The 21,534-nt window shown below is 71.7% G+C and carries 23 protein-coding genes; 17 read left to right on the top strand and 6 right to left on the bottom strand.

Going from position 1 to position 21,534, the window contains the following annotated elements:
* Nucleotides 1–28 precede the first annotated feature (28 nt).
* The 3 genes from murJ (at nt 29) to C5708_RS05295 (ending at nt 3,389) form a co-directional block, all read left to right on the top strand.
* Nucleotides 29–1,666 carry a murein biosynthesis integral membrane protein MurJ gene (gene murJ / locus C5708_RS05305; RefSeq protein WP_347567003.1) on the top strand — a complete coding sequence of 546 codons (1,638 nt, stop codon included), beginning with the start codon at nt 29–31 and terminating at the stop codon, nt 1,664–1,666.
* 162 nt (nt 1,667–1,828) lie between these two features.
* On the top strand, nt 1,829–2,860 hold the full coding sequence (trpS, locus tag C5708_RS05300) for a tryptophan--tRNA ligase (protein ID WP_242918627.1): 1,032 nt from the start codon (nt 1,829–1,831) through the stop codon (nt 2,858–2,860).
* A 55-nt stretch (nt 2,861–2,915) separates the two neighbouring features.
* On the top strand, nt 2,916–3,389 hold the full coding sequence (locus C5708_RS05295) for a universal stress protein (protein ID WP_242918625.1): 474 nt from the start codon (nt 2,916–2,918) through the stop codon (nt 3,387–3,389).
* Here C5708_RS05295 and C5708_RS05290 read toward each other — a convergent pair.
* Complete coding sequence (locus C5708_RS05290) at nt 3,386–3,907, bottom strand: DUF2938 domain-containing protein (RefSeq protein WP_242918623.1); 522 nt, start codon at nt 3,905–3,907, stop codon at nt 3,386–3,388. The genes C5708_RS05295 and C5708_RS05290 overlap by 4 nt on opposite strands.
* A gap of 103 nt (nt 3,908–4,010) precedes the next feature.
* Between C5708_RS05290 and C5708_RS05285 the strand changes: the two genes are divergently transcribed.
* On the top strand, nt 4,011–4,670 hold the full coding sequence (locus C5708_RS05285; RefSeq protein ID WP_242918621.1) for a metalloregulator ArsR/SmtB family transcription factor: 660 nt from the start codon (nt 4,011–4,013) through the stop codon (nt 4,668–4,670).
* 16 nt (nt 4,671–4,686) lie between these two features.
* Here C5708_RS05285 and C5708_RS05280 read toward each other — a convergent pair whose 3' ends face one another.
* The 3 genes from C5708_RS05280 to C5708_RS05270 all read right to left on the bottom strand — a co-directional run bounded on the left by C5708_RS05280 (nt 4,687) and on the right by C5708_RS05270 (nt 8,334).
* On the bottom strand, nt 4,687–5,628 hold the full coding sequence (locus tag C5708_RS05280; RefSeq protein ID WP_242918619.1) for a DUF808 family protein: 942 nt from the start codon (nt 5,626–5,628) through the stop codon (nt 4,687–4,689).
* A gap of 161 nt (nt 5,629–5,789) precedes the next feature.
* Complete coding sequence (locus C5708_RS05275) at nt 5,790–7,745, bottom strand: methyl-accepting chemotaxis protein (protein ID WP_242918617.1); 1,956 nt, start codon at nt 7,743–7,745, stop codon at nt 5,790–5,792.
* A gap of 283 nt (nt 7,746–8,028) precedes the next feature.
* On the bottom strand, nt 8,029–8,334 hold the full coding sequence (locus C5708_RS05270; protein ID WP_242918615.1) for a hypothetical protein: 306 nt from the start codon (nt 8,332–8,334) through the stop codon (nt 8,029–8,031).
* A 156-nt stretch (nt 8,335–8,490) separates the two neighbouring features.
* Between C5708_RS05270 and C5708_RS05265 the strand changes: the two genes are divergently transcribed.
* From C5708_RS05265 to metK, 12 genes are all read left to right on the top strand, one after another.
* Entirely contained in the window at nt 8,491–9,072 is a 582-nt protein-coding gene (locus C5708_RS05265; RefSeq protein WP_242918613.1) for a NifU family protein, read from the top strand.
* Nucleotides 9,073–9,165: 93 nt separating this feature from the next.
* Nucleotides 9,166–9,762, top strand: a complete 597-nt coding sequence (locus tag C5708_RS05260; RefSeq protein WP_242918611.1) for a malonic semialdehyde reductase — start codon at nt 9,166–9,168, stop codon at nt 9,760–9,762.
* A 12-nt stretch (nt 9,763–9,774) separates the two neighbouring features.
* Nucleotides 9,775–10,419, top strand: a complete 645-nt coding sequence (gene tsaB / locus C5708_RS05255; protein WP_242919632.1) for a tRNA (adenosine(37)-N6)-threonylcarbamoyltransferase complex dimerization subunit type 1 TsaB — start codon at nt 9,775–9,777, stop codon at nt 10,417–10,419.
* Nucleotides 10,420–10,454: 35 nt separating this feature from the next.
* A complete protein-coding gene (locus C5708_RS05250; protein ID WP_242919630.1) occupies nt 10,455–10,868 on the top strand; it encodes a GNAT family N-acetyltransferase in 414 nt (137 codons plus the stop codon).
* 87 nt (nt 10,869–10,955) lie between these two features.
* Entirely contained in the window at nt 10,956–11,363 is a 408-nt protein-coding gene (locus tag C5708_RS05245; protein ID WP_242918609.1) for a Fur family transcriptional regulator, read from the top strand.
* A gap of 63 nt (nt 11,364–11,426) precedes the next feature.
* Entirely contained in the window at nt 11,427–12,785 is a 1,359-nt protein-coding gene (gene miaB, locus C5708_RS05240) for a tRNA (N6-isopentenyl adenosine(37)-C2)-methylthiotransferase MiaB (RefSeq protein WP_242918607.1), read from the top strand.
* Nucleotides 12,782–13,744, top strand: coding sequence for a PhoH family protein (locus C5708_RS05235; protein ID WP_242918605.1), 963 nt, complete (start codon nt 12,782–12,784; stop codon nt 13,742–13,744). Before miaB ends, C5708_RS05235 begins: the two co-directional genes overlap by 4 nt.
* Nucleotides 13,741–14,190 (top strand): rRNA maturation RNase YbeY, encoded by a 450-nt coding sequence (gene ybeY, locus C5708_RS05230; RefSeq protein ID WP_242918603.1) that lies wholly within the window; start codon nt 13,741–13,743, stop codon nt 14,188–14,190. Before C5708_RS05235 ends, ybeY begins: the two co-directional genes overlap by 4 nt.
* A 118-nt stretch (nt 14,191–14,308) precedes the next feature.
* Nucleotides 14,309–15,199: a hemolysin family protein gene (locus tag C5708_RS05225; RefSeq protein ID WP_242918601.1), complete on the top strand. Its 891-nt coding sequence runs from the start codon at nt 14,309–14,311 to the stop codon at nt 15,197–15,199.
* The gene (gene lnt, locus C5708_RS05220; RefSeq protein WP_347566997.1) at nt 15,196–16,824 is read left to right on the top strand and encodes an apolipoprotein N-acyltransferase; all 1,629 of its coding nucleotides are present in this window, start codon (nt 15,196–15,198) and stop codon (nt 16,822–16,824) included. The genes C5708_RS05225 and lnt overlap by 4 nt, the downstream gene beginning before the upstream one ends.
* Before the next feature lie 42 nt (nt 16,825–16,866).
* Nucleotides 16,867–17,307 (top strand): helix-turn-helix domain-containing protein, encoded by a 441-nt coding sequence (locus C5708_RS05215; protein WP_242918599.1) that lies wholly within the window; start codon nt 16,867–16,869, stop codon nt 17,305–17,307.
* 164 nt (nt 17,308–17,471) lie between these two features.
* Nucleotides 17,472–18,668 carry a methionine adenosyltransferase gene (gene metK / locus C5708_RS05210; RefSeq protein ID WP_242918597.1) on the top strand — a complete coding sequence of 399 codons (1,197 nt, stop codon included), beginning with the start codon at nt 17,472–17,474 and terminating at the stop codon, nt 18,666–18,668.
* Between the two features lie 55 nt (nt 18,669–18,723).
* On the opposite strand, the gene C5708_RS05205 is transcribed toward metK, so the two are convergent.
* Both C5708_RS05205 and C5708_RS05200 read right to left on the bottom strand, forming a co-directional pair.
* Nucleotides 18,724–19,140, bottom strand: coding sequence for a PaaI family thioesterase (locus C5708_RS05205; protein WP_242918595.1), 417 nt, complete (start codon nt 19,138–19,140; stop codon nt 18,724–18,726).
* Nucleotides 19,137–19,916: a crotonase/enoyl-CoA hydratase family protein gene (locus C5708_RS05200; RefSeq protein ID WP_242918593.1), complete on the bottom strand. Its 780-nt coding sequence runs from the start codon at nt 19,914–19,916 to the stop codon at nt 19,137–19,139. Before C5708_RS05200 ends, C5708_RS05205 begins: the two co-directional genes overlap by 4 nt.
* 128 nt (nt 19,917–20,044) lie before the next feature.
* On the opposite strand from C5708_RS05200, the gene C5708_RS05195 reads away from it, so the two are divergent.
* Nucleotides 20,045–21,508: an NAD-dependent succinate-semialdehyde dehydrogenase gene (locus tag C5708_RS05195; protein ID WP_242918591.1), complete on the top strand. Its 1,464-nt coding sequence runs from the start codon at nt 20,045–20,047 to the stop codon at nt 21,506–21,508.
* Nucleotides 21,509–21,534: the final 26 nt, after the last annotated feature.

Here is a 21,534-nt window from a genome sequence, read left to right as displayed (position 1 = left end):
GTCGGAGGCGCTGGTCGAACCTCAGACGGTGCGCACGCCCCGGCCCAAGGGGCAGAGCCTGATCCGTTCGTCGATGGTCTATTCGGCCCTGACCCTGGTCAGCCGGGTGATGGGTTTCGTCCGCGACCTGGCGGTGACCTACCGCATGGGCGCCAGCCTGACGCCGGCCGCCGACGCCTACAACACCGCCCTGGCCTTTCCGAACCTGTTCCGCCGCATCTTCGCCGAGGGCGCCTTCGCGGCCGCCTTCGTGCCGGCCTACGCCAAGGCGCTGGAGCGCGACGGCGAGGAGAAGGCCGACATCCTGGCCGCCGACGCCATGGCCACCCTGGCGGCGGCGACGATCATCATCGCCGTGGCCGCCCAGCTGAGCATGCCGTGGCTGATGTACCTGATCAGCCCCGGCTTCGCCTCCGATCCGGTGAAGTTCAAGCTGGCGGTGGTGCTGACCCAGATCACCATGCCCTACCTGCCGTGCATGGCCATCGTCGCCCACCTGTCGGGGGTGCTGAACGCCCGCGGCAAGTTCGTGCTGTCGGCGGCGGCGCCGATCTTCCTCAACCTGTGCACGCTGGTCGCGGTGCTGCCGCAGGACGGCGCGGTCTCGGCCGCCTGGGCCGCCTCGTGGGGGGCGCTGGCCGCCGGCGTCGTCCAGGCCGGCCTGCTGTGGTGGGGCGTCAACAAGTCCGGGGCCAAGGTGCACTGGCGCCTGCCGCGCCTGACGCCGGAGATTCGCGGGCTGATCGCCCTGTCGATCCCGGGGGCCATCGCCGCCAGCGCCACCCAGATCAACATCTTCATCTCCAACTTCCTGGTCAGCCACGTCAACGGCGGCCGCTCGTGGCTGGCCACGGCAGACCGGCTGTACCAGCTGCCGATGGGCCTGGTCGGGGTGGCGGTGGGCGTAGCCCTGCTGCCGCGCCTGTCGCGGGCGGTGCAGGCCGACGACAGGGCCGACGCCCAGACGGCCATGGACCAGGCGATCACCTTCTCGCTGGCCCTCACCCTGCCGGCCGCGGCGGCCCTGACCGCCATGCCGTTCTTCCTGATCGACGGGCTCTACACCCGCGGCCAGTTCACCGCGATCGACGCCCACGCCACGGCCGCCGCCCTGTTCCACTACGGCTGGGGCGTGCCGGCCTTCGTGCTGACCCGCATCCTGGCCCCGGCCTTCTTCGCGCGCCAGGACACCAGGGCGCCGATGCGCTTCGCCCTGATCTCGGTGGCGATCAACATCACGCTGGGGATCGCGCTGTTCCGGCTGGTCGGCGTGCCGGGCGTGGCGGCGGCGACCAGCGTCGCGGCCTGGGTCAACGTGATGCTGATGCTGGGAACGCTGGCCCGGCGGCGGACCTATACGCCCAGCCTGCAGGCCTGGTCGCGCCTGGCCCGCATCGCCCTGGCCACCGCCGTCCTGGCCGGCCTGCTGGCCCTGGCATCGCACTATCGCGGCCATGTCGAGGCGCTGTTCGGGGGCTTGCACGTCGGCCGCGCCCTGGGCGCCAAGGAGTTCGCCATCGTCCTGACCACCCTGGTCGGCGGCGCGCTCTATCCGCTGATCCTGTTCGGCCTCGGCGGGGTCACCCGCGCCGAGCTGCGCGCCGCCCTGCGCCGCCAGCCCAAGGCGGCGGGCGCGGACGCTTCATCGCCGCCGGACCTGCTTTGAGGCGACTTGCCCTGGGGCCGGGTTCCGGCTACGCCGAGGCCATGGATTTGACGCGCTTGCACGCCCAGGGGCGATGGCGTCGCTGACACGCCCCCCAAAACGTCCCCGGCGGCGGAGGTCTCCGCGCGCCCGTCACCCGTTCCCGATCCGAAGAGCGCTCCCATGACCGACCAAGCTCCGGCCGCCTACGCCGGCCCCAAACGCATCCTGTCCGGCATCCAGGCCTCGGGCTCGCTGCATCTCGGCAACTATCTCGGCGCCCTGAAGCGGTTCGTCGCCGTCCAGAACGCCGACACCTTCGTGTTCGTCGCCGACCTGCACGCCATCACCGTCTGGCAGGACCCGGCCCAGCTGGCCGCCCAGACCCGCGAGATCGCCGCCGCCTATCTGGCCTCGGGCCTCGACCCCAAGCTCGCCACCATCTTCCCGCAGTCGGCGGTGCCCCAGCACACCGAACTGGCCTGGATCTTCAACTGCGTCGCCCGCCTCGGCTGGCTCGACCGCATGACCCAGTTCAAGGAGAAGTCGGGCAAGCACAAGGAGCGCTCCAGCGTCGGCCTCTACACCTATCCGGTGCTGCAGGCGGCCGACATCCTGCTCTACAAGGCCACCCACGTTCCGGTGGGCGAGGACCAGAAGCAGCACCTGGAGCTGACCCGCGACATCGCCCAGAAGTTCAACAACGACTTCAACGTTCCAGGCTTCTTCCCGATCACCGAACCGGTGATCGAGGGGCCGGCGACGCGGGTGATGTCGCTGCGCGACGGCGCGGCCAAGATGTCCAAGTCCGACCCGTCGGACCAGTCGCGCATCAACCTGCTCGACGACGCCGACGCCATCGCCTCCAAGATCCGCAAGGCCCGCACCGACCCCGAGCCGCTGCCCGAGACGCTGGACGGACTGGCCGAGCGGCCGGAGGCGGGCAACCTCGTCGGCGTCTACGCGGCCCTGGCCGACCTGACCAAGGCCGAGGTGATCGCCCAGTTCGGCGGCAAGGGCTTCGGCGTCTTCAAGCCGGCGCTGGCCGACCTGGCCGTGCAGAGGCTCGCGCCGATCACCGCCGAGATGCGGCGGCTGATGGCCGATCCGGCCGAGATCGACGGGGTGCTGAAGGCGGGGGCCGAAAAGGCCCGCGACATCGCCGCTCCGGTGGTGGCCGAGACCCGCAAGCTGGTCGGCCTGCTCCAGCTCTGAGGCGGCCCGAGACAGCCCGCTTGCGCGCGGGGGCGGCAAGCGCCACCCTCGCGCCATGAGCGTGCGCAAGTTCCTGGTCATCGCCGACGACAGCCCCGAGTTCCAGGCGGCGCTGCGCTACGCCTGCACGCGGGCGCGCTCCACCGGCGGCCGGGTCGCCCTGCTGCGGGTGGTTGAGCCGGCGATGTTCGAGCACTGGTCGGGCGTGCGCGAGGAGATCGAACGCCAGAGCCGGGCCGAGGCCGAGGGGCTGTTGCAGCGCCTGGCCGAGCAGGTGGTCGCCGCCACCGGCCATCCGCCGGAGTTCCTGATCCGCGACGCCGAGAACACCAAGGCGGCGGTGCGCGCGGCCTTGGCCGAGGACCCCGACATCAAGATCGTGGTGCTGGCCGCCGCCGGCGGCGGCCGGGGGCCGGGGCCGCTGGTCTCGTCGATCGCCAAGGACGGCGTCAGCTGGGGCGCGCGCAAGGTGCCGGTGACGGTGGTGCCCGGCGACCTGACCGACGACGAGATCGCCGACCTCGCCTAGGCGGCGGGTCCGCCTCCGGCCGGAAGGACGGCCGCCGCGAGCAGGGCCGCGCCATAGAGGCCGAGGCCGAACACCAGATGGTTGGCCAGGCTGCGCAGCCTGGCCTTGCCTGGCGAGGGGGTCCTGGAGGCGGCGATCCCCATGCCCATGCCGGGCTGCATGGTCAGGAACGGCGCGGCGACGGTGGCGAGGCCGAAGAGGACGGGAGCCAGCGGCGTCGGCCGCTGCGCCCAGCCGGGGCCGGCGATGGCCAGCAGCGTCGCCGCGAAGATCAGGCCGATGGCGTAGTGCGCCGCCCAGCCGATGACGCGCTCCCCGGCGACCGGGGCGGCCTTGGCGATGCTGTCGTGGACGAAACGGCCCCTGGGGAAGTGCCCGATCCAGCGCCCGACCAGCCCCCAGTTGGGCGGCGGGGCGCCGGTGGCGCGCCACAGGGCCTGGCCCCACAGGTCGGACGTCGCGGTCGCCCCGACGCCCATCGCCGCGGCGCGGATCGCGAACTCCAATCCTTCGGTCATGACGCGGATGCTCCTGTCGACGTCCGGCCGTCGTCGGACGCGCCGGATCGATACATCAATCAATAGATTGATTGAATGATGGGGAAGGGCTAGGGTCGTGTCAATGCGCGATCCGCCGTCCCCGCCGATCTTCCTCGAACTCGCCGAGCTGGCGCGCAGCCTGGCGCACCCGCATCGGCTGGCGCTGCTGGAGCACGTTTCGCAGGGCGAGCGCGCCGTCGAGCGGCTGGCCGAACTGACGGGCCTGTCGATGGCCAACGCCTCCCAGCACCTGCAGCACCTGCGCCGCGCCGGCCTGGTCCAGACCCGCCGCGACGGCAAGCGGGTGCTGTACCGTCTGGCCGAGGGGCCGGTCGAAGCCCTGCTGGCGGCCCTGCGCCGGCAGGTCGAGCACGCCCGCGGCGAGGTCCAGCGGCTGGTCGCCGACAGCCTGGACCGGCGCGAGCGGCTGGAGGCGGTGTCGCGAGAGACCTTGCTCGCCCTGATGCAGGCCGAGGGCGTCACCCTGCTCGACGTCCGCCCCGAGGACGAGTTCGCCCAGGGCCACCTGCCCGGCGCCCTGAACATCCCGGTCGAGGAGCTGGAGCGCCGGCTGGCCGAGCTGCCCCGCGACCAGGAGATCGTCGCCTATTGCCGGGGGCCCTACTGCGTCCTTTCCGTCGACGCCGTCGCGGCCTTGCGCGCCCGCGGGTTGCGCGCGCGCCGCCTGGAGGACGGCTTTCCGGACTGGAAGGCGGCCGGGCTGCCCGTCGAGGCGGCCTGAGCGCCGGACCGTCGCTTCAGCCCGCCCGCCCGCGCAGGCGGCCGGCCAGGTGCAGCGCCGAGGCCAGGGCCGCGCCCAGGCCGGCGCCGATCAGGGCCGAGATCGCCGCCGTCGTCGCCCAGCCGAGGACGCCGCCGACCCAGGGGACGCGGCCGGCCGTCGCCGCGGCGGCTTCCACGGCGTGGGGCAGGGCGGCGAGGCCGAAATGGTCGAGGCCGTGGACTATGATGCCGCCGCCGACCCACAGCATGGCCGCGACCCCGACCGTGGCCAGGACCCGCATCGCCACCGGCATGCCGCGCACCAGGGCGCGGCCGAAGGCGCGGGCCAGGCGGCCCTGGCGGCGGGCCAGGTTCAGGCCGATGTCGTCCATCTTCACGATCAGCCCGACCACGCCGTAGACGCCGACGGTGATGAGCAGCCCGACCAGGGCCAGGGCGGCGGCCTGGATCGCCAGGGGGCGGCCCTCGACCGAGGCCAGGGCGATGGCCATGATCTCGGCCGACAGGATCAGGTCGGTGCGGATCGCGCCCTTGACCTTCTCGGCCTCCAGCGCCTTGGGATCGGCCGCGGCGGGCGCGGCCTCGTGCTCGGCGCCGTGGGCGCCGAACGCCTCGATGATCTTCTCGGCGGCTTCGAAGCACAGATAGGCGCCGCCGACCATGAGCAGCGGCGTCACCGCCCAGGGGGCGAAGGCGCTCAGCAGCAGGGCGCCGGGCAGCAGGAACAGGAACTTGTTGCGCAGCGAGCCGACGGCGATCTTGGCGACGATGGGCAGCTCGCGTTCGGGGGCGAAGCCCATGGCGTAGCCGGGGGTGACGGCGGCGTCGTCGACCACCACCCCGACCGCCTTGGAGCCGGCCTTGCCGGCGGCCCCGGCCACGTCGTCGAGCGAGGCCGCCGCGACCTTGGCGATGGCGGCGACATCGTCCAGCAGAGCCACCAAACCCGACGCCATCCCGTTCTCCCCGTTCCGATGCGGCCGCGAGGGCCTCGTTCGGACCTACAGGAGCGGGGCGGCGGTTGTCGACGCCCCGGGCGAGGCGCGCATGGCGAAAAGGCCGCCCGCGGGGCGGACGGCCTTTCAGGTCTCGGATCGCAGCGGCCGCGGCCGGCCGGTCAGAAGCTTTCCCAGCCGTCCTCGTCCTCGGCCGCCGCGATCTTGCGCGCGGCCGAGCCGTGATAGGCCGGCGCCTGGGCGGCGCGGCGGGGCTCGGGCCGGGCCGGCGGGCGCGGGGCCTGCCGGTGGGCCGGAGCGGCGGCCTGGACCATGCCGCCGCTGACGCGGAAGCGGCCGACGCGCTGGTTGAGGTCGATGGCTTCCTGGGCCAGCGAGTGGCTGGCGGCGGTCGACTGCTCGACCATGGCCGCGTTCTGCTGGGTGATCTGGTCCATCTGGTTGACGGCGGTGTTGACCTCGTTGAGGCCGGTGGCCTGCTCCTGGGCCGAGGCGGCGATCTCGACCACCAGGGTGTTGATCTCGCTGACCTTGCCGACGATGCGGTTCAGGGCCTGGCCGGTCTCGCCCACCAGGTTGGCGCCCGAGGCGACTTGCTGGCTGGAGGTCGAGATCAGCGACTTGATCTCCTTGGCGGCGTCGGCCGAGCGCTGGGCCAGGGCCCGCACCTCGGAGGCGACCACCGCGAAGCCCTTGCCGGCGTCGCCGGCCCGCGCCGCTTCGACGCCCGCGTTCAGGGCCAGCAGGTTGGTCTGGAAGGCGATCTCGTCGATGACGCCGATGATCTGATGGATCTGCTGCGAGGACTTCTCGATCTGGCTCATCGCCTCGACCGCGCGGCGGACGATGTCGCCCGACTGCTCGGCGTCGCCGCGGGCGGCGGCCACCGTCTCGCGGGCCTGGTTGGCGCCGTCGGCGGTCTTGCGGACCGTGGCGGTGATCTCGTCGAGGGCGGCGGCGGTCTCTTCCAGGCGGGCGGCCTGCTGCTCGGTGCGCCGCGACAGGTCGTCGGCGGCCTGGCTGATCTCGCCGGCTCCCGAACGCATGCCCGACGAAGCCGAGACGATGGCGCTGAGGGTTTCTTCCAGAGCCTCGATCGCGCCGTTGAAATCGGTGCGGAGCTTCTCGTATTCCGGCGCGAACGGGTCGTGCAGGCGGAAGGTCAGGTCGCCCTTGGTCAGGTGGTCGAGGCCGAGGGCCACGCCGTGCACGGCTTCGGTCTGCTCGCGCTCGGACTTGGCGCGGGCGGCCTCCTGCTGCTCGCGGCTGGCGGCGTCGCGGGCCTGCTGGGCCTCCTGCTCCTGGTGCATGGCGGCCAGGCGGACCTGGTTGTCGCGGAACACCGTCAGTGAGCTGACGATCGCGCCCAACTCGTCCTTGCGCTTCAGGGCGTCGACGTCGACGCGGTTGTCGCCGGCGGCCAGGCGCTCGGTGGCCGAGGCGATGCGGCCGACGGCGCGGCGGATGTTCATGACCAGCACCACGGCCACCAGGCCGACGGCCAGAAGGGTGGCGGCGACGATGGCCATGCTGAGGCCGCTGAGGGCCTGGGCGTTCTTGGCCGAGGCCTGGGCGCGGGCGTTGGTGTCTTCGGCGGCGGCGTCGACGGCCTTCTTCAGGGTGCCGTTCATGTGGGCGTACTGGGTTTCGAACGGCACGGTGAACTGGGCCGCGGTGGCCGCGTCGGCGGTCAGCATGGTGGTCACCACGCCGATGGCGTCGTCATAGGCCGCCAGCTCCTTCTTGAGCGCGGCCAGGGGCGCCTTCTGGCTGGCCGGCGCGCCGGCGAGGGCGTTGTCGACGTCCTTGCGGATGGTCTTGACCTGCGCGTCCAGCTCCTTGATCTGGCCGTCGATCTTGCCCGTGTCGATCGAGGCCGACTGGTGCGTCAGCAGCACGTAGAGCTCGCCGTGGGCGGCGGTGATCCGCTGCGAGATGTCGGCCAGGCGCAGGCTGTCGGGCATGTCCTGGCTGACGACGCGGTTGAGCGTCGCGGTCTGCCCGCGCAACACCATGATCGAGCCGCCGGCGATCAGCGCCAGCATGACCAGGGCGAACACCGGGGCGAAGGCGATCTTGACGATCAGCGGCATATCATCGAGGCGCAGGGCGCGCATGCGTGGCTCCATCATGGCCGTGCAAGGTCTGTGACATTCTGTCTCGCATCGAGACAATGACCGTTGAGTAAACGCCGATACGGGAATGCCTGGAAAATCTTCCGGCCGGCGGCGAAGTCAGACTCCAGACGTGAAAAAGGGGCGGGATCGCTCCCGCCCCGTCTTGGATCGAGAAGACTCCGAGAAGCCTTCCCATCTGTCGGCCGGCCCGTCCGCCAACGGGGGCGCGCGCTCCGAACGAGGCGCGCCGTCCGCGACGGGACGGGCCCGGCGTCCCGCCGCGTCAGGCGCCGGGGAAGCGCACGGGAACGCGGATGGTGCCGGTCTTGCCGCCCATCGGCAGGGCCTGGGCGACGCACATGGCGGCGGTCTCGAAGCCCTTGGACGGGGCGTTGCTCTCGACGACCTTGCAGGCCGACAGCTTGCCGTCGGCGGCGGTGCATTCCAGCATGACGTTGGCGGCCTGCTGGGTGTTGGCGTGCTTGGTCAGGCACGAGTCGATCTGGGCTTGCAGGCCGGCGGCGCTGGCCGAGCCGGCGAAGGCGAGGGCCCCGGCGAAGCCGGCGGCGATGAGGGTGGGATATTTCATCCTGAACAGCTCCTTTTGAGCAGGTGACGAGAAGGAGCGTGTAGGGCCAAGGTGTTAAGGACGCCTTTCAGAGTACGCCGTTCTCTCTACGAACCGCGGCGGACGTTGCGCCGGCGGCCTCGGCGGGCCATCTAGCGTGCGACGGAGTTCCTTGCGATGTTCATTCAGACCGAAGCCACCCCCAATCCCGACGTGCTCAAGTTCCTGCCCGGCCGCGACGTGCTAGGCGAAGGCGCGCGCGAGTTCCGCGACCTGGACGAGGCCCGCGCCTCGCCGCTGGCCGCGGCCATCTTCGCGGTGGACGGCGTGGCCCGGGTGTTCTTCGGCCCCGACTTCGTCACCGTCAGCAAGCGCCCGCACGACCTGGAATGGCCGCAGCTCAAGGCCCCGGTGCTGGCGGCGATCATGGAGCACTACACCTCCGGCGCGCCGCTGTTCCTGGCCGAGGACGGCGCGGCCGGCGCCGAGGACCACGACGCCGACGTCTACGAGGGCGAGACCGCCCAGATCGTCGCCGAGATCAAGGATCTGCTGGACACCCGCATCCGCCCGGCGGTGGCGCAGGACGGCGGCGACATCCTGTTCAACCGCTTCGACGCCGCGACCGGGGTGGTGTGGCTGCACATGCGCGGCGCCTGTTCGGGCTGCCCCTCGTCCTCGGCGACGCTGAAGGCCGGGGTCGAGAACATGCTCAAGCACTATGTGCCGGAAGTGACCGGGGTCGAGCAGACCCTCTGACGGCGTCTCGACCAGCCCCGGCGCCGGCCGGGCTGGCCAATCGGCGCCCGCGGCTATATAGCAACCCGTCTTGTTGCGAATAGGAGCCGGCCGATGTCCGCCACCCCCCTCGACGACCGCGCGCTGGACCAGCTTTTCCGCGAGGCCCGCACCCGCAACGGCTGGCGGACCGAGCCCCTGCCCGAGGCGCTGCTGCGCCAGGTCTACGACCTCGCCCGGATGGGGCCGACCTCGGCCAACATCAGCCCGGCCCGCTTCGTGTTCGTGACCAGCGACGAGGGCCGCGCGCGGCTGGCCGGTCTGGCCTCCGAGGGCAACGCCCCCAAGATCGTCGAGGCGCCCTGCACGGTGATCGTCGGCTACGACCTCGACTTCGCCGACCACGTGCCCAAGCTCTTCCCGCACAATCCCGGCGCCAAGGACTGGTTCCCCAAGGGCGCGGCCTCCACCGAGCAGGCGGCGTTCCGCAACGGCTCGCTGCAAGGCGCCTATCTGATGCTGGCGGCCCGCTCGCTGGGCCTGGACTGCGGGCCGATGTCGGGCTTCGACAACGCCGGGGTCGACGCGGCCTTCTTCGCCGGCACGGCGGTCAAGTCGAACTTCATCTGCTCGATCGGCTACGGCACCGACAAGAACCTGTTCGCGCGCAGCCCGCGGCTGGCGTTTGAGGAAGCCTGCAAGATCGTCTAGTCAGCGGGCGTGCTGATCCTCGCCCTCGACACCGCCTCGCCCGCCTGCTCCGTCGCCGTCCTGCGCGACGGGAAGACCCTGGCCGCGCATGTCGAGCCCATGGCGCGCGGCCATCAGGAGCGGCTGGCCGGCCTGATCGCCGAGACCATGGCCGAGGCGGGCGCGGCCTTCGACGCCCTCGACCGGATCGGCGTCGGCGTCGGGCCGGGCTCGTTCACCGGCCTGCGGGTCGGCCTGGCCTTCGCCAAGACCCTGGCCCTGGCGCTGGATCGGCCCTGCGTCGGGATCGGCTCTCTGGAGGCGCTGGCCGCGGACGAGCCCGGCTTCAACGCCGCCGTGATCGACGCCAAGCGCGGTCAGGTCTACCTGCAGGTGTTCGAGGACGGGCGCGCCCTGATGGCGCCGGACGCCCTGGACGTCGGCGTCGCCGCCGCGCGGCTGGCCGAGCTGTGGCGCGGCGGCCCGGCCCGGCTGATCGGTTCCGGCGCGGCCTTGCTCGACGGGGTCATCCCCGGCGCGGCGCTGACGGCGCGCGAGGCCCCCGATCCCGTCGCCCTGGCCCGCATCGCCGCGCGGCGCGCCAGCCTGACGCCGCCCCGGCCGCTCTATCTGCGCGCGCCGGACGCCAAGCTTCCCGGCGGGATCTCGCCGCCGTGATCCTGCGGCCCGCCCAGGCCTCCGACGTTCAGGCCCTGGTCCGCCTGCACGCGGCCGCTTTCGACGCGGCGTGGAGCGAGGCCGACCTGCGCGGCCTGCTGGAGGCCGAGGGCGGTTTCGGCGTCGTCGCCGAGGACGGCGACCGCGCCCTCGGCTTCATCCTGTGCCGCGCCGCGGCCGGCGAGGCCGAGGTGCTGACCCTCGCGGTCGATCCCGCCGTGCGACGGCGCGGCTGCGGCAGGGCCCTGGTCGAGGTCGGCGCGGCCGGCGCCCAGACGCGCGGGGCGCTGTCGCTGTTCCTGGAGGTCGCCGCCGACAACCCGGCCGCCCTGGGGCTCTATGAAGCCGCCGGCTTCGCGCGGGTGGGGCTGCGGCGCGGCTACTATCCCCGGCCGGGGGGACCGGCGGCCGACGCCCTGGTCCTGGCGCGGGCGCTGCCGCCGGCCTGAGCCGGACCTGTTTCCACGAGGGGCCGGGCTTTTGCTCGACGGCCTCTCGGCCTATGTTGTGGCCGCATTCAGTCTGGGATTCGCCGCGTGGACCGCATCGAGAAACTCTGCATCGAAAAAGGCATGCGCATGACGGACCAGCGCCGCGTGGTCGCGCGCGTGCTGTCCATGGCCTCCGACCATCCGGACGTGGAAGAGCTGTACCGTCGCGCCCACGAAGTCGATCCGCACATCTCGATCGCCACGGTCTATCGCACCGTGCGCCTGTTCGAGGAGGCCGGCATCATCGCCCGCCACGACTTCCGCGACGGCCGCTCGCGCTACGAAGAGGCGACCGAGGTCCACCACGACCACCTGATCGACATGAAGACCGGCAAGGTCGTCGAGTTCGTCGACGAGGAGATCGAGGCCCTGCAGGCGGCCATCGCCCGCAAGCTGGGCTACAAGCTGGTCGACCACCGGCTCGAACTCTACGGCGTGCCGATCGAGGAATAACCCGCCCCGTCCGCGACCGGGCGAAACTTGCGTCGCGCCCCCCGCGACCCCATAACGCCGTCCATGACCGATCAAGCGCCGCAAAAGCGGCTCTACATCAAGACCTACGGCTGTCAGATGAACGTCTATGACAGCGAGCGCATGGCCGACGTCCTGCGCCCGCTGGGCTACGGCGTCACCGACCAGCCCGAGGGCGCCGACCTCGTCGTGCTCAACACCTGCCACATCCGCGAGAAGGCCACCGAGAAGGTCTATTCCGAGCTCGGCCAGATCCGGCGGATGAAGGAACGCAAGGCCGAGGCCGGCGGCCAGATGACCGTGGCCGTGGCCGGCTGCGTCGCCCAGGCCGAGGGCGAGGAGATCATGGCCCGCCAGCCGGCGGTCGACCTGGTGGTCGGGCCGCAGTCCTATCACCGCCTGCCCGAGCTGATCGCCCGCGCCCACCGCGCCTCGGGCCAGCGCCTGGCCGCCGACTTCTCGGCCGACGAGAAGTTCGACGGCCTGCCGGCCGAGCGCCATGTCGCCGGCGTCACCGCCTTCCTGACCGTGCAGGAAGGCTGCGACAAGTTCTGCACCTTCTGCGTGGTGCCCTACACCCGCGGCGCCGAATATTCGCGCCCGGCCCAGGACATCCTCGACGAGGCCCGCCGCCTGGCCGACAAGGGCGTGCGCGAGGTCACCCTGCTGGGCCAGAACGTCAACGCCTATGCGGGCGGCCAGGGAGGCGGCTTGGCCGAGCTGGTCCGCCGACTGGCCGATATCGGGGGCCTCGACCGCATCCGCTACACCACCAGCCACCCGCGCGACATGGACGACGACCTGATCGCCGCCCATGGCGAGATTCCGCAGCTGATGCCCTATCTGCACCTGCCGGTGCAGGCCGGCTCGGACAAGGTGCTGAAGGCGATGAACCGCGCCCACACCGCCGAGAGCTACCTGCGCCTGGTCGAGAAGATCCGCGCCGCCCGCCCGGACATTGCCATGTCCGGCGACTTCATCGTCGGCTTCCCCGGCGAGAGCGACAAGGACTTCGAGGCGACGCTCGAGCTGGTCCGCGCCGTCGGCTTCGCCAGCGCCTTCTCGTTCAAATATTCCCGCCGTCCGGGCACGCCGGCCGCGGCCATGCCGCTGCAGGTGGCCGAGGAGGCCAAGGAAGAGCGCCTGGCCCGCCTGCTCGACCTGCTCGACGAACAGCAGCGCGCCTTCAACGCCGCCTGCGTCGGCCGCACCCTGCCGGTGCTGTTCGAAAAGCCCGGCCGCCACGCCGGCCAGGTGGTCGGCCGCAGCCCCTACCTCCAGGCGGTCCACGCCGAGGCGCCGGACGGCCTGATCGGCCAGATCGTTCCCGTACGGATCGAGAGCGCCGCCAAGATGAGCCTGGCCGGCGTCCTGGCCGGGCATGCCGCGATGGAGCCCGCTTGAGTTCGGCCGGTCAGGAGTTCGTGCCGCTGTCCGAAGCGGCGCTGTGGGCGGTCTCCGGCCCCAACAGCCGCCACGCCGCCCTGATCGAGGACGGCTTTCACGTGCTGGTCGAGACCCCCGGCGGCGGGGTGTCGCTGTCGGGCCAGGCCAAGGACCGGGTGGCGGCCAAGCGCGCCGTCCAGGCCCTGGCCCGGCGCGCCGACGCCGGGACCGAGGTCACCGAGGCCGACGTTCGCGTGGCCATCGCCTCGGCGCGGACGGGCGAGGCCGGCCCCGGCGGCGCGGCCCTGCCGGTCGGCCGCCGCGGCGGCGTGGCGGCCAAGACCGCCGCCCAGGCCCGCTATCTCGACCTGCTGGCCAGGCACGACCTGGTGTTCGGCGTCGGCCCCGCGGGCACCGGCAAGACCTTCCTGGCGGTGGCCCATGGCGCGGGCCTGCTGCTGCGCGGCGAGGTGGACCGCCTGATCGTCACCCGTCCGGCGGTGGAGGCCGGCGAGCGGCTCGGCTTCCTGCCCGGCGACATGAACGAGAAGGTCGACCCCTACATGGCGCCGGTGTGGGAGGCGCTGTCCGACATCCTCGGGGCCGACCAGCTGCGCCGCCGCCGCGACAAGGGCGAGATCGAGGTGGCTCCGATCGCCTTCATGCGCGGCCGCACCCTGAACCACGCCTTCGTCATCGTCGACGAGGCGCAGAACGCCTCGCGCCTGCAACTGAAGATGGTGCTCACCCGCCTGGGCGAGGGGGCCAAGATGGCGGTGACCGGCGACCCGACCCAGGTCGACCTGCTCAATCGCGCCGATTCGGGCCTGTCGCACGCCGTCGGCCTGCTCGAAGGGGTCAAGGGCGTCGCCGTGGCCCGCTTCGCCGCCGAGGACGTGGTGCGTCATCCCCTGGTCGAGCGCATCGTCAAGGCCTACGACGCCGACGCGGCGCGCGATGGCGGCGGGCGTCGATGATCGACATCGAGATCGAGGACGACGCCTGGCTGGCGGCCTTGCCCGAAGCGGCCGACCGCGTGCGCGCCGCCGCCGACGCGGCCCTGGCCTTCGCCGGCCGCTCGGGTTCGGCGGTGGTGCTGCTGGCCGACGACGACGCCGTGCGCGAGCTGAACGGCCAGTTCCGCCGCAAGGACTCGCCGACCAACGTGCTGTCCTTCCCCGCGCCGCCGAATCCAGAGGGCCTGCTGGGCGACGTCGCCCTGGCCTTTGGGGTCTGCGCGGCCGAGGCGAAGGCCCAGGGCAAGCCGCTGGCCGACCATCTGCAGCATCTGGTTGCGCACGGCGTCCTCCACCTCGTCGGCTACGACCACCAGGACGAGGTCGAGGCCGAGGCGATGGAGGCCCTGGAGCGGCGCATCCTCGACAGCCTGGGCGTCGCCGACCCCTACGCCGAGCGCGACTGAGGCCGCGTCCCGGCGCGCCGGCGCGTTTCCCAGTTCAACGGAAGCGAAAAAGGCTTTAGCCTCGCAAGTCCGGAAGCGGCGCAGGCCCTTCCCCCACAACGGAGCCAGACCGGCGCACATGCCGAGCGACGATCAGAGTCCCAGGCCCGAGACGCCGCCGAAGAGCCGCGGCGTCCGGGCGTTCCTCAAACGGTTGCGCCGCCGTCCGGCCGCCGTTCCCCAGCCCTCCGGCTCGGCGGCGGATCGCGCCGTCGACATCGTCGACCAGGCCGAGGCGTTCAAGAGCCTGCGGATCGAGGACGTGATGACGCCGCGCGCCGACATAGCGGCGATCGAGATCTCCACGCCGTTCGACGAGGTGGTCGGCGAGTTCGTCGAGATCGAGCACTCGCGCATGCCGATCTATCGCGACACCCTCGACGACCCGGTCGGCGTGGTCCACGTCAAGGACGTGTTCAAGCTGCTGGCCGACGAGGCCCGCCGTCCGGCCGGGACCGAGCCGGTGCTGCACCGCCTGCGCCGCGAGGTGCTGTACGTGCCGGCCTCGATGCGGGCCGCCGACCTGCTGCTGCGCATGCAGGCCAGCCGCATCCACATGGCCCTGGTCATCGACGAGTTCGGCGGCACCGACGGGCTGGTGACCATGGAGGATCTGGTCGAGGCGGTGGTCGGCGACATCGCCGACGAGCACGACGAGGCCGCCGCCGCCCAGGTGATCGCCCGTCCCGGCGGCGTGTTCGAGGCCGACGCCCGCGCGCCGCTGGAGGACCTGGAGGCCGCCCTGGGCGTGAGCCTGACGCCCGAGGACCAGGAGGAGGAGATCGACACCGTCGGCGGCCTGGTCTCGACCCTGGCGGGGCGCGTGCCCCAGCGCGGCGAGGTCATCGCCCATCCCGCCGGCTTCGATTTCGAGATCACCGACGCCGATCCGCGCCGCGTCAAGCGCCTGCGGGTGCGGCGCGCGGCGGCCCTGGACGCCCGTCCGGCGGAAAGCCCGGCCCCGGCGTGACGGCGGCGACGGCTTCCGGTCCGCCGCGCCGGCCGCCGGCCTGGGTCCTGGCGCCTGTCGCCGGGCTGGCGCCGGCCCTGGCCTTCCCGCCGTTCGGCCTCGTCGTCGGCCTGGCCGGCTTCGGCCTGATGCTCTGGCTGCTGGACCGCGCCGAGCCCGCCAAGCCGCTGCGCAGCGCCTTCTGGCGCGGCTGGCTGGCGGGGACGGCCTATTTCGCGGTCGGGACGTGGTGGGTGACCGAGGCCTTCCTGGTCGACGCCGCCAACCAGGGCTGGATGGCCCCCATCGCCCTGGCCCTGCTGGCGGGGGGGCTCGGCCTGTTCTGGGGCGCGGCGGGGCTGGTCTATCGCCTGCTGCGGCCCGTCGGCGTGCTGCGGCTGGTCGTCTTCGCCGGCGTGCTCTGCCTGTTCGAATGGCTGCGCGGCCATGTCCTCACCGGCTTTCCCTGGAATCTGCCGGGCGAGGCGTGGCGGGCCGGTTCGGCGCCCTCGCAGGCGGCCAGCGTCCTGGGCGCCTACGGGCTGAGCTGGGTCACCGTGGCCGCCGCCGCCGCGCCCGGCCTGATCGAGGGCCGCCGGCCCGGCCGCGCGACGCTGGGCGCCCTGGCCGCCGCCGGCGTGGTGGTGGCCGGCCTCTACGGCTTCGGCCTCGTCCGTCTTTCCCGCCCCGCGCCGAGCCGGCCCGACGCGCCCCTGATCCGGGTGGTGCAGGCCGACGTGCGCCAGGAAAGCAAGTACGACGCCGAGAGCTTCGCCGCGATCGTCGACCGCTATGTCGGCCTGACCGCCCGGCCGGGCGCCCGGGTTCCGGACGTCGTGGTCTGGTCCGAGGGCGCGGTGCCGGCCGCCGTCAACGACTACCTGGCCCCCGGGACCTGGACGCGCGCGGCGATCGCCGGGGCGCTGCGGCCCGGCCAGACCCTGCTGGTCGGCGCCTATCGCGTCGCCGGCCCGCCTGAGCGTCCGACCTACTACAACAGCCTGGCGGCGGTGCGCGCCGGCGAGGCCGGGGACCTGCGCGTCGTCGGCCTCTACGACAAGTTCCGCCTGGTGCCGTTCGGCGAATACATGCCGATGGACGGGGTGATGTCGCGGATCGGGTTCAAGAAGCTGGTGCATGTCGGCGACGGCTTCATGCCCGGCCCGCGCCCGCGCCCGCTGGTCGTGCCCGGACTGCCCTCCGTCCAGCCGTTGATCTGCTACGAGAGCCTGTTTCCAGGCTTCACCCGCGAAGGCGCCGCCGCCTCCGGCGCGCGGGCGGACTGGATCGTCAACGTCTCGAACGACGCCTGGTTCGGGGCCACGTCGGGGCCGATCCAGCACCTCAACCTGGCCAGCTACCGGGCCATCGAGGAGGGGCTGCCCATCGTGCGGGCGACGCCGACCGGGGTGTCGGCCGTGATCGACCCGTTCGGCCGCCCCCTGCCGGACGCCAGCCTGGGTTTAGGGAAAAAAGGCTTCATCGACGCGCAGTTGCCGGAAAAACTAAAACCGACCTTTTTTTCCCGCGCGGGCGATCTACTATTCTGGGTGTTGATCGGATTCTCCGCGGTCGGCGCGGTTGTGTCGCGTCGGTCACATCAGCGTACAGATCAGAATTATTTCGCCCCGGTTCCGCCCAATTGAGGTGACTATTACGGGGCCGATAGAGAAAGCGCGGCGCCAGCTATGGTAGATAAAACTGATCTTGAACGGTCCCCTAATCCCGTCGACATCCACGTCGGCGCCAGAGTGCGGACCTTCCGAAAACAACTCAGTGTAAGCCAGGAAAAGCTCGCTGAAGATCTTGGGCTGACCTTTCAGCAGGTCCAAAAATACGAGCGCGGCGCCAACCGTATCAGCGCGTCCAAGCTTTATGAAATCGCCTGTTCCTTGCGGCGTCCTATCATCGATTTCTTCGACGGACTGCCCGATCCCATCGCCGGACGGGCCGGAGGACTGTCTGAACCGGGCGGCGCCCAGTTCGTCAACGAACTCCTGATGACGCCGGAGGGCATGGCCCTGGCCGAACTGTTCCCCAAGATCAAACGCCCCCGCGTCCGCAAGCGCGTGCTCGATCTCGTCAGGGCCCTGGTCGAGGAAGAAGAAGCGGGCGAAGGCAGCGACTGATCGTCGCGCCCTGCCTCAGCTTTTCTAACAGCGTCCCCGCGCAAAGGGTCGCTTGCAGATATAAACATGTCTTTATATGGTGGCCGTCCCTGACGGCCGCCGACGGCGCGACGACTGCTCATGTCCCGCGCCGCCTGCGGCCTGCGCCATTGGAGTGATCCCGGGTGAGCCGTTCGTCCTACATCTTCACCAGCGAAAGCGTGTCCGAAGGCCATCCGGACAAGGTCGCCGACCGTATCTCCGACACCGTGGTCGACGCCTTCCTGGCCGCCGAGCCCGAGGCCCGCGTCGCCTGCGAGACCCTGGTGACGACGAACCGCATCGTGCTGGCCGGCGAGGTGCGCGGCGCCTCCAAGGACCAGACCAAGCAGATCATCAAGGACCTGGAGCCCAAGGTCCGCCAGGCGGTCAAGGACATCGGCTACGAGCAGAAGGGCTTCCACTGGCAGAAGGCGAAGTTCGCCTGCCACCTGCACGGCCAGTCGGCCCACATCGCCCAGGGCGTCGATTCCTCCGACAAGAAGGAAGAGGGCGCCGGCGACCAGGGCATCATGTTCGGCTACGCCACCAGCGAGACCCCGGAGCTGATGCCGGCGCCGCTGCAGTACAGCCACAACATCCTGCGCGAACTGGCCCGCGTGCGCCATTCGGGCGAGCGTCCGGAGCTGGAGCCGGACGCCAAGAGCCAGGTCACCCTGCGCTACGAGAACGGCAAGCCGGCCGAGATCCTGTCGGTGCTGGTCAGCCACCAGCACAAGAAGCGCATCGACGGCAAGATCGCCACCTCCAAGCGCGTGCTCGAGGTGATCAAGCCCTACGTCCTGTCGGTGCTGCCGGCCGAGCTGGTCACCAAGAAGACCAAGTGGATCGTCAACCCGACCGGCCGCTTCGAGATCGGCGGCCCGGACGGCGACGCCGGCCTGACCGGCCGCAAGATCATCGTCGACACCTACGGCGGCGCGGCTCCGCACGGCGGCGGCGCCTTCTCGGGCAAGGACCCGACCAAGGTCGACCGCTCGGCGGCCTATATCTGCCGCTACCTGGCCAAGAACGTCGTCGCCGCCGGCCTCGCCGACCGCTGCACCATCCAGATCAGCTACGCCATCGGCGTGGCCAAGCCGCTCAGCTTCTATGTCGACCTGCACGGCACCGGCCGCGTCGATCCGGAACTGCTGGAAAAGACCCTGCCCGAACTGGTCGGCGGCGCCACCCCGCGCGCCATCCGCGAGCACCTCGGCCTCAACAAGCCGATCTACGCCCGCACCGCCGCCTACGGCCACTTCGGCCGCACGCCCGACAACGACGGCGGCTTCTCCTGGGAAAAGACCGACCTCGTCAGCGAACTGAAGGGCCTTGCCTAGCCATCGTCCCAGCTTCGGTGAAATTGAAGGCCTCCCGGCGATGGGAGGCCTTCTTTCATCTCGGCCACAATACCATCTGGGTGCAGCGGAACAGGGCGATGGTCTTGCCGGTGTCGTCGTGCTTGGCCTCGGCGTCCCAGACCTGGGTCATGCGGCCGCCGTGGACCAGGCGGGCCTCGCAGGAGACCACGCCCTCGCGGGCGGTGCCGAGGAAGTTGGACTTCAGCTCGACGGTGGTGAAGCCGGCGGCGCCGGCGGGGACCGAGGCCATGCAGCCGTAGCCGCAGGCCGAATCGACCAGGGCGATGACGGTGGCCGCGTGCAGGAAGCCGTTGGGGGCCATGTGCTTGCCCTCGACCGTGAAACTGCCGCGCACCAGCCCGGACTGCACAAGCTCCCATCGCAGGTTCAGCAGGTCGGGCAAGGTTCCCTGCTGCCGCTCGGTGAACAGGGGGGCCAGATTCTCGCTCATTGGAAACTCCCGTGCCGGCCTTGGCCGGAAAAGAAACGCTTGGCGCCGAGGACGGTCTCGCCCGAGCGCATGGTCGCAAGGCCCAGGCGGGCCTCGCGGCGCGTGGCGGCCTCCCAGTCGAGGCTCCACTGGTCGAGGGCCGAGGCGCGGTCGTTGCGCAGGCAGCCTTGGGGGAAGGCGGCGATCTGGCGGCCCAGCGCCCTGGCCGCCTCCAGCGCCTGGCCGTCGGCGACCATGCGGTTGGCCAGGCCGATGTCGAGCGCCTCGCGCGCGTCGACCGGGCGGCCGGTGAGGATCAGGTCCATGGCCCGCGACTGGCCGATCAGGCGCGGCAGGCGCACGGTGCCCAGGTCGACCAGCGGCACGCCGAACCGCCGGCAGAACACGCCGAAGGTCGCGCCCTCGGCCGCCACCCGCAGGTCGCACCAGCAGGCCAGCTCGAGGCCGCCGGCCACGGCGTAGCCTTCGACGGCGGCGATCACCGGCTTGGAGAGCCGCATCCGCGTCGGACCCATCGGCCCGAACTCGCCGTCCTCGGCCACGCGCCGGCCGGTCTCGCCCTCGCCCTCGGCCACGGCCTTGAGGTCGGCGCCGGCGCAGAAATGCCCGCCGCGCCCCTGCAGGATGGCGACGGCGGCGTCCTCCTCGGCCTCGAAGCGCTGGAAGGCGGCGTAGAGCGCATGGGCGGTCGCCAGGTCGACGGCGTTGCGCCGCTCGGGCCGCTCGATGGTGACGACCGCCAGCGGGCCGTCGCGTTCGTAGGAGATCAGGTCCATGGTCGAACACCGTTTTCTTTGCAGACGGACTATGCCTGTTTGACCCATACGGAAAGCAAGCGGCAAGACGGCGCCATCCGCGCCCTGGCGCGTTTGCTAGACGCCGCCCCCAGACTAGGAGCTCCGCCATGACCGAGGCCAGCCTCGCCGCCCACGCCGCCGCCGGCCGGGCGCTGATCCGCGACAAGGCGCTGGTCGCCGGCCATTGGGTCGCCGGCGACGGCGCGGTCGAGGTCGACGACCCCGCCGAGCGGACGAGGCTGGGCTCGGTCCCCAGGCTGTCGGCCGCCCAGGTCGAGGAGGCCGTCGCCCAGGCTGCCGCCGCGTTCGCCGATTGGTCGCGGCGCAAGCCGGTCGAGCGCGGGCGCTTCCTCTCGGCCTGGGCCGACCGCGTCGACGCCGCCGAGCAGGCCCTGGCCGCCCTGATCTCGCTGGAGAACGGCAAGCCCTACGCCGAGGCCCTGGGCGAGGTTCGCTACGCCAATTCCTTCATCCGCTGGTTCGCCGGCCAGGCCGAGCGCATGGACGGCGAGGTGATCGCCACCTCGGCCGGCGACACGGTGCTGACCTTCAAGGAGCCGGTCGGGCCGGTGGCGGCGATCACGCCGTGGAACTTCCCCGCCGCCATGATCACCCGCAAGGCGGCCGCAGCCTTCTGCGCCGGCTGCACGGTGGTGCTCAAGCCGGCCTCGGCCACGCCGTTCACCGCCCTGGCCCTGGCCGAGCTGGCGCTGGAGGCCGGCCTGCCGCCGGGGGCGTTCAGCGTGGTCACCGGCGACCAGGCGGTGATCGGCGGCGTGCTGACCGGCTCGCCGCTGATCCGCAAGCTGTCCTTCACCGGCTCGACCCCGGTCGGCCGGCTGCTGGCGGCCCAGTGCGCGCCGACCCTGAAGAAGCTGTCGATGGAGCTGGGCGGGGCCGCGCCGCTGATCGTGTTCGAGGACGCCGACCTCGACGTCGCGGTCGAGGGGACGATCAAGGGCAAGTTCCGCAACGCCGGCCAGACCTGCGTCTGCCCCAACCGCATCTATGTCCACGCCCGCGTGCGCGAGGCCTATCTGGACAGGCTGGCCGCCGCCGTCGCCGCGCTCAAGGTCGGCAAGCCGTTCGAGGCCGGCGCGCAGATCGGCCCGCTGATCGACGACAAGGGCCTGGCCAAGGTCGAGGACCATGTGGCCCGCACCGTGGCCGCCGGCGGCCGGGTCCTGACCGGCGGCGCCCGACACGCGCTCGGCGGCGGCTTCTACCAGCCCACCGTCCTCGACGGCGGCGACGACGAGATGTTCCTGCACGAGGAGACCTTCGGCCCGGTGGCGCCGGTGTTCGCCTTCGACAGCGACGACGAGGCGATCGCCCGCGCCAACGCCTCGGAGTTCGGCCTGGCCGCCTTCGTGTTCACCCGCGACCTCGACCGCGCCATGCGGGCGGCCCGGGCGGTGGAGGCCGGCGTGCTCGGCGTCAATTCCGGCCTGGTCTCCAACGCCGCCAATCCGTTCGGCGGGGTCAAGCAGTCGGGCTACGGCCGCGAGGGCTCGGTCTACGGCCTGGACGACTATGTGCAGGTCAAGTCGGTGACGCTGGCCCTGCGCTGAACGAGCCGGGGAGCCCCCGGGAGGCC

Source organism: Caulobacter sp. CCUG 60055 (assembly GCF_022750545.1).
Taxonomy (GTDB): Bacteria; Pseudomonadota; Alphaproteobacteria; order Caulobacterales; family Caulobacteraceae; genus PUIC01.
This window is presented reverse-complemented; position numbering and strand designations above follow the sequence as displayed.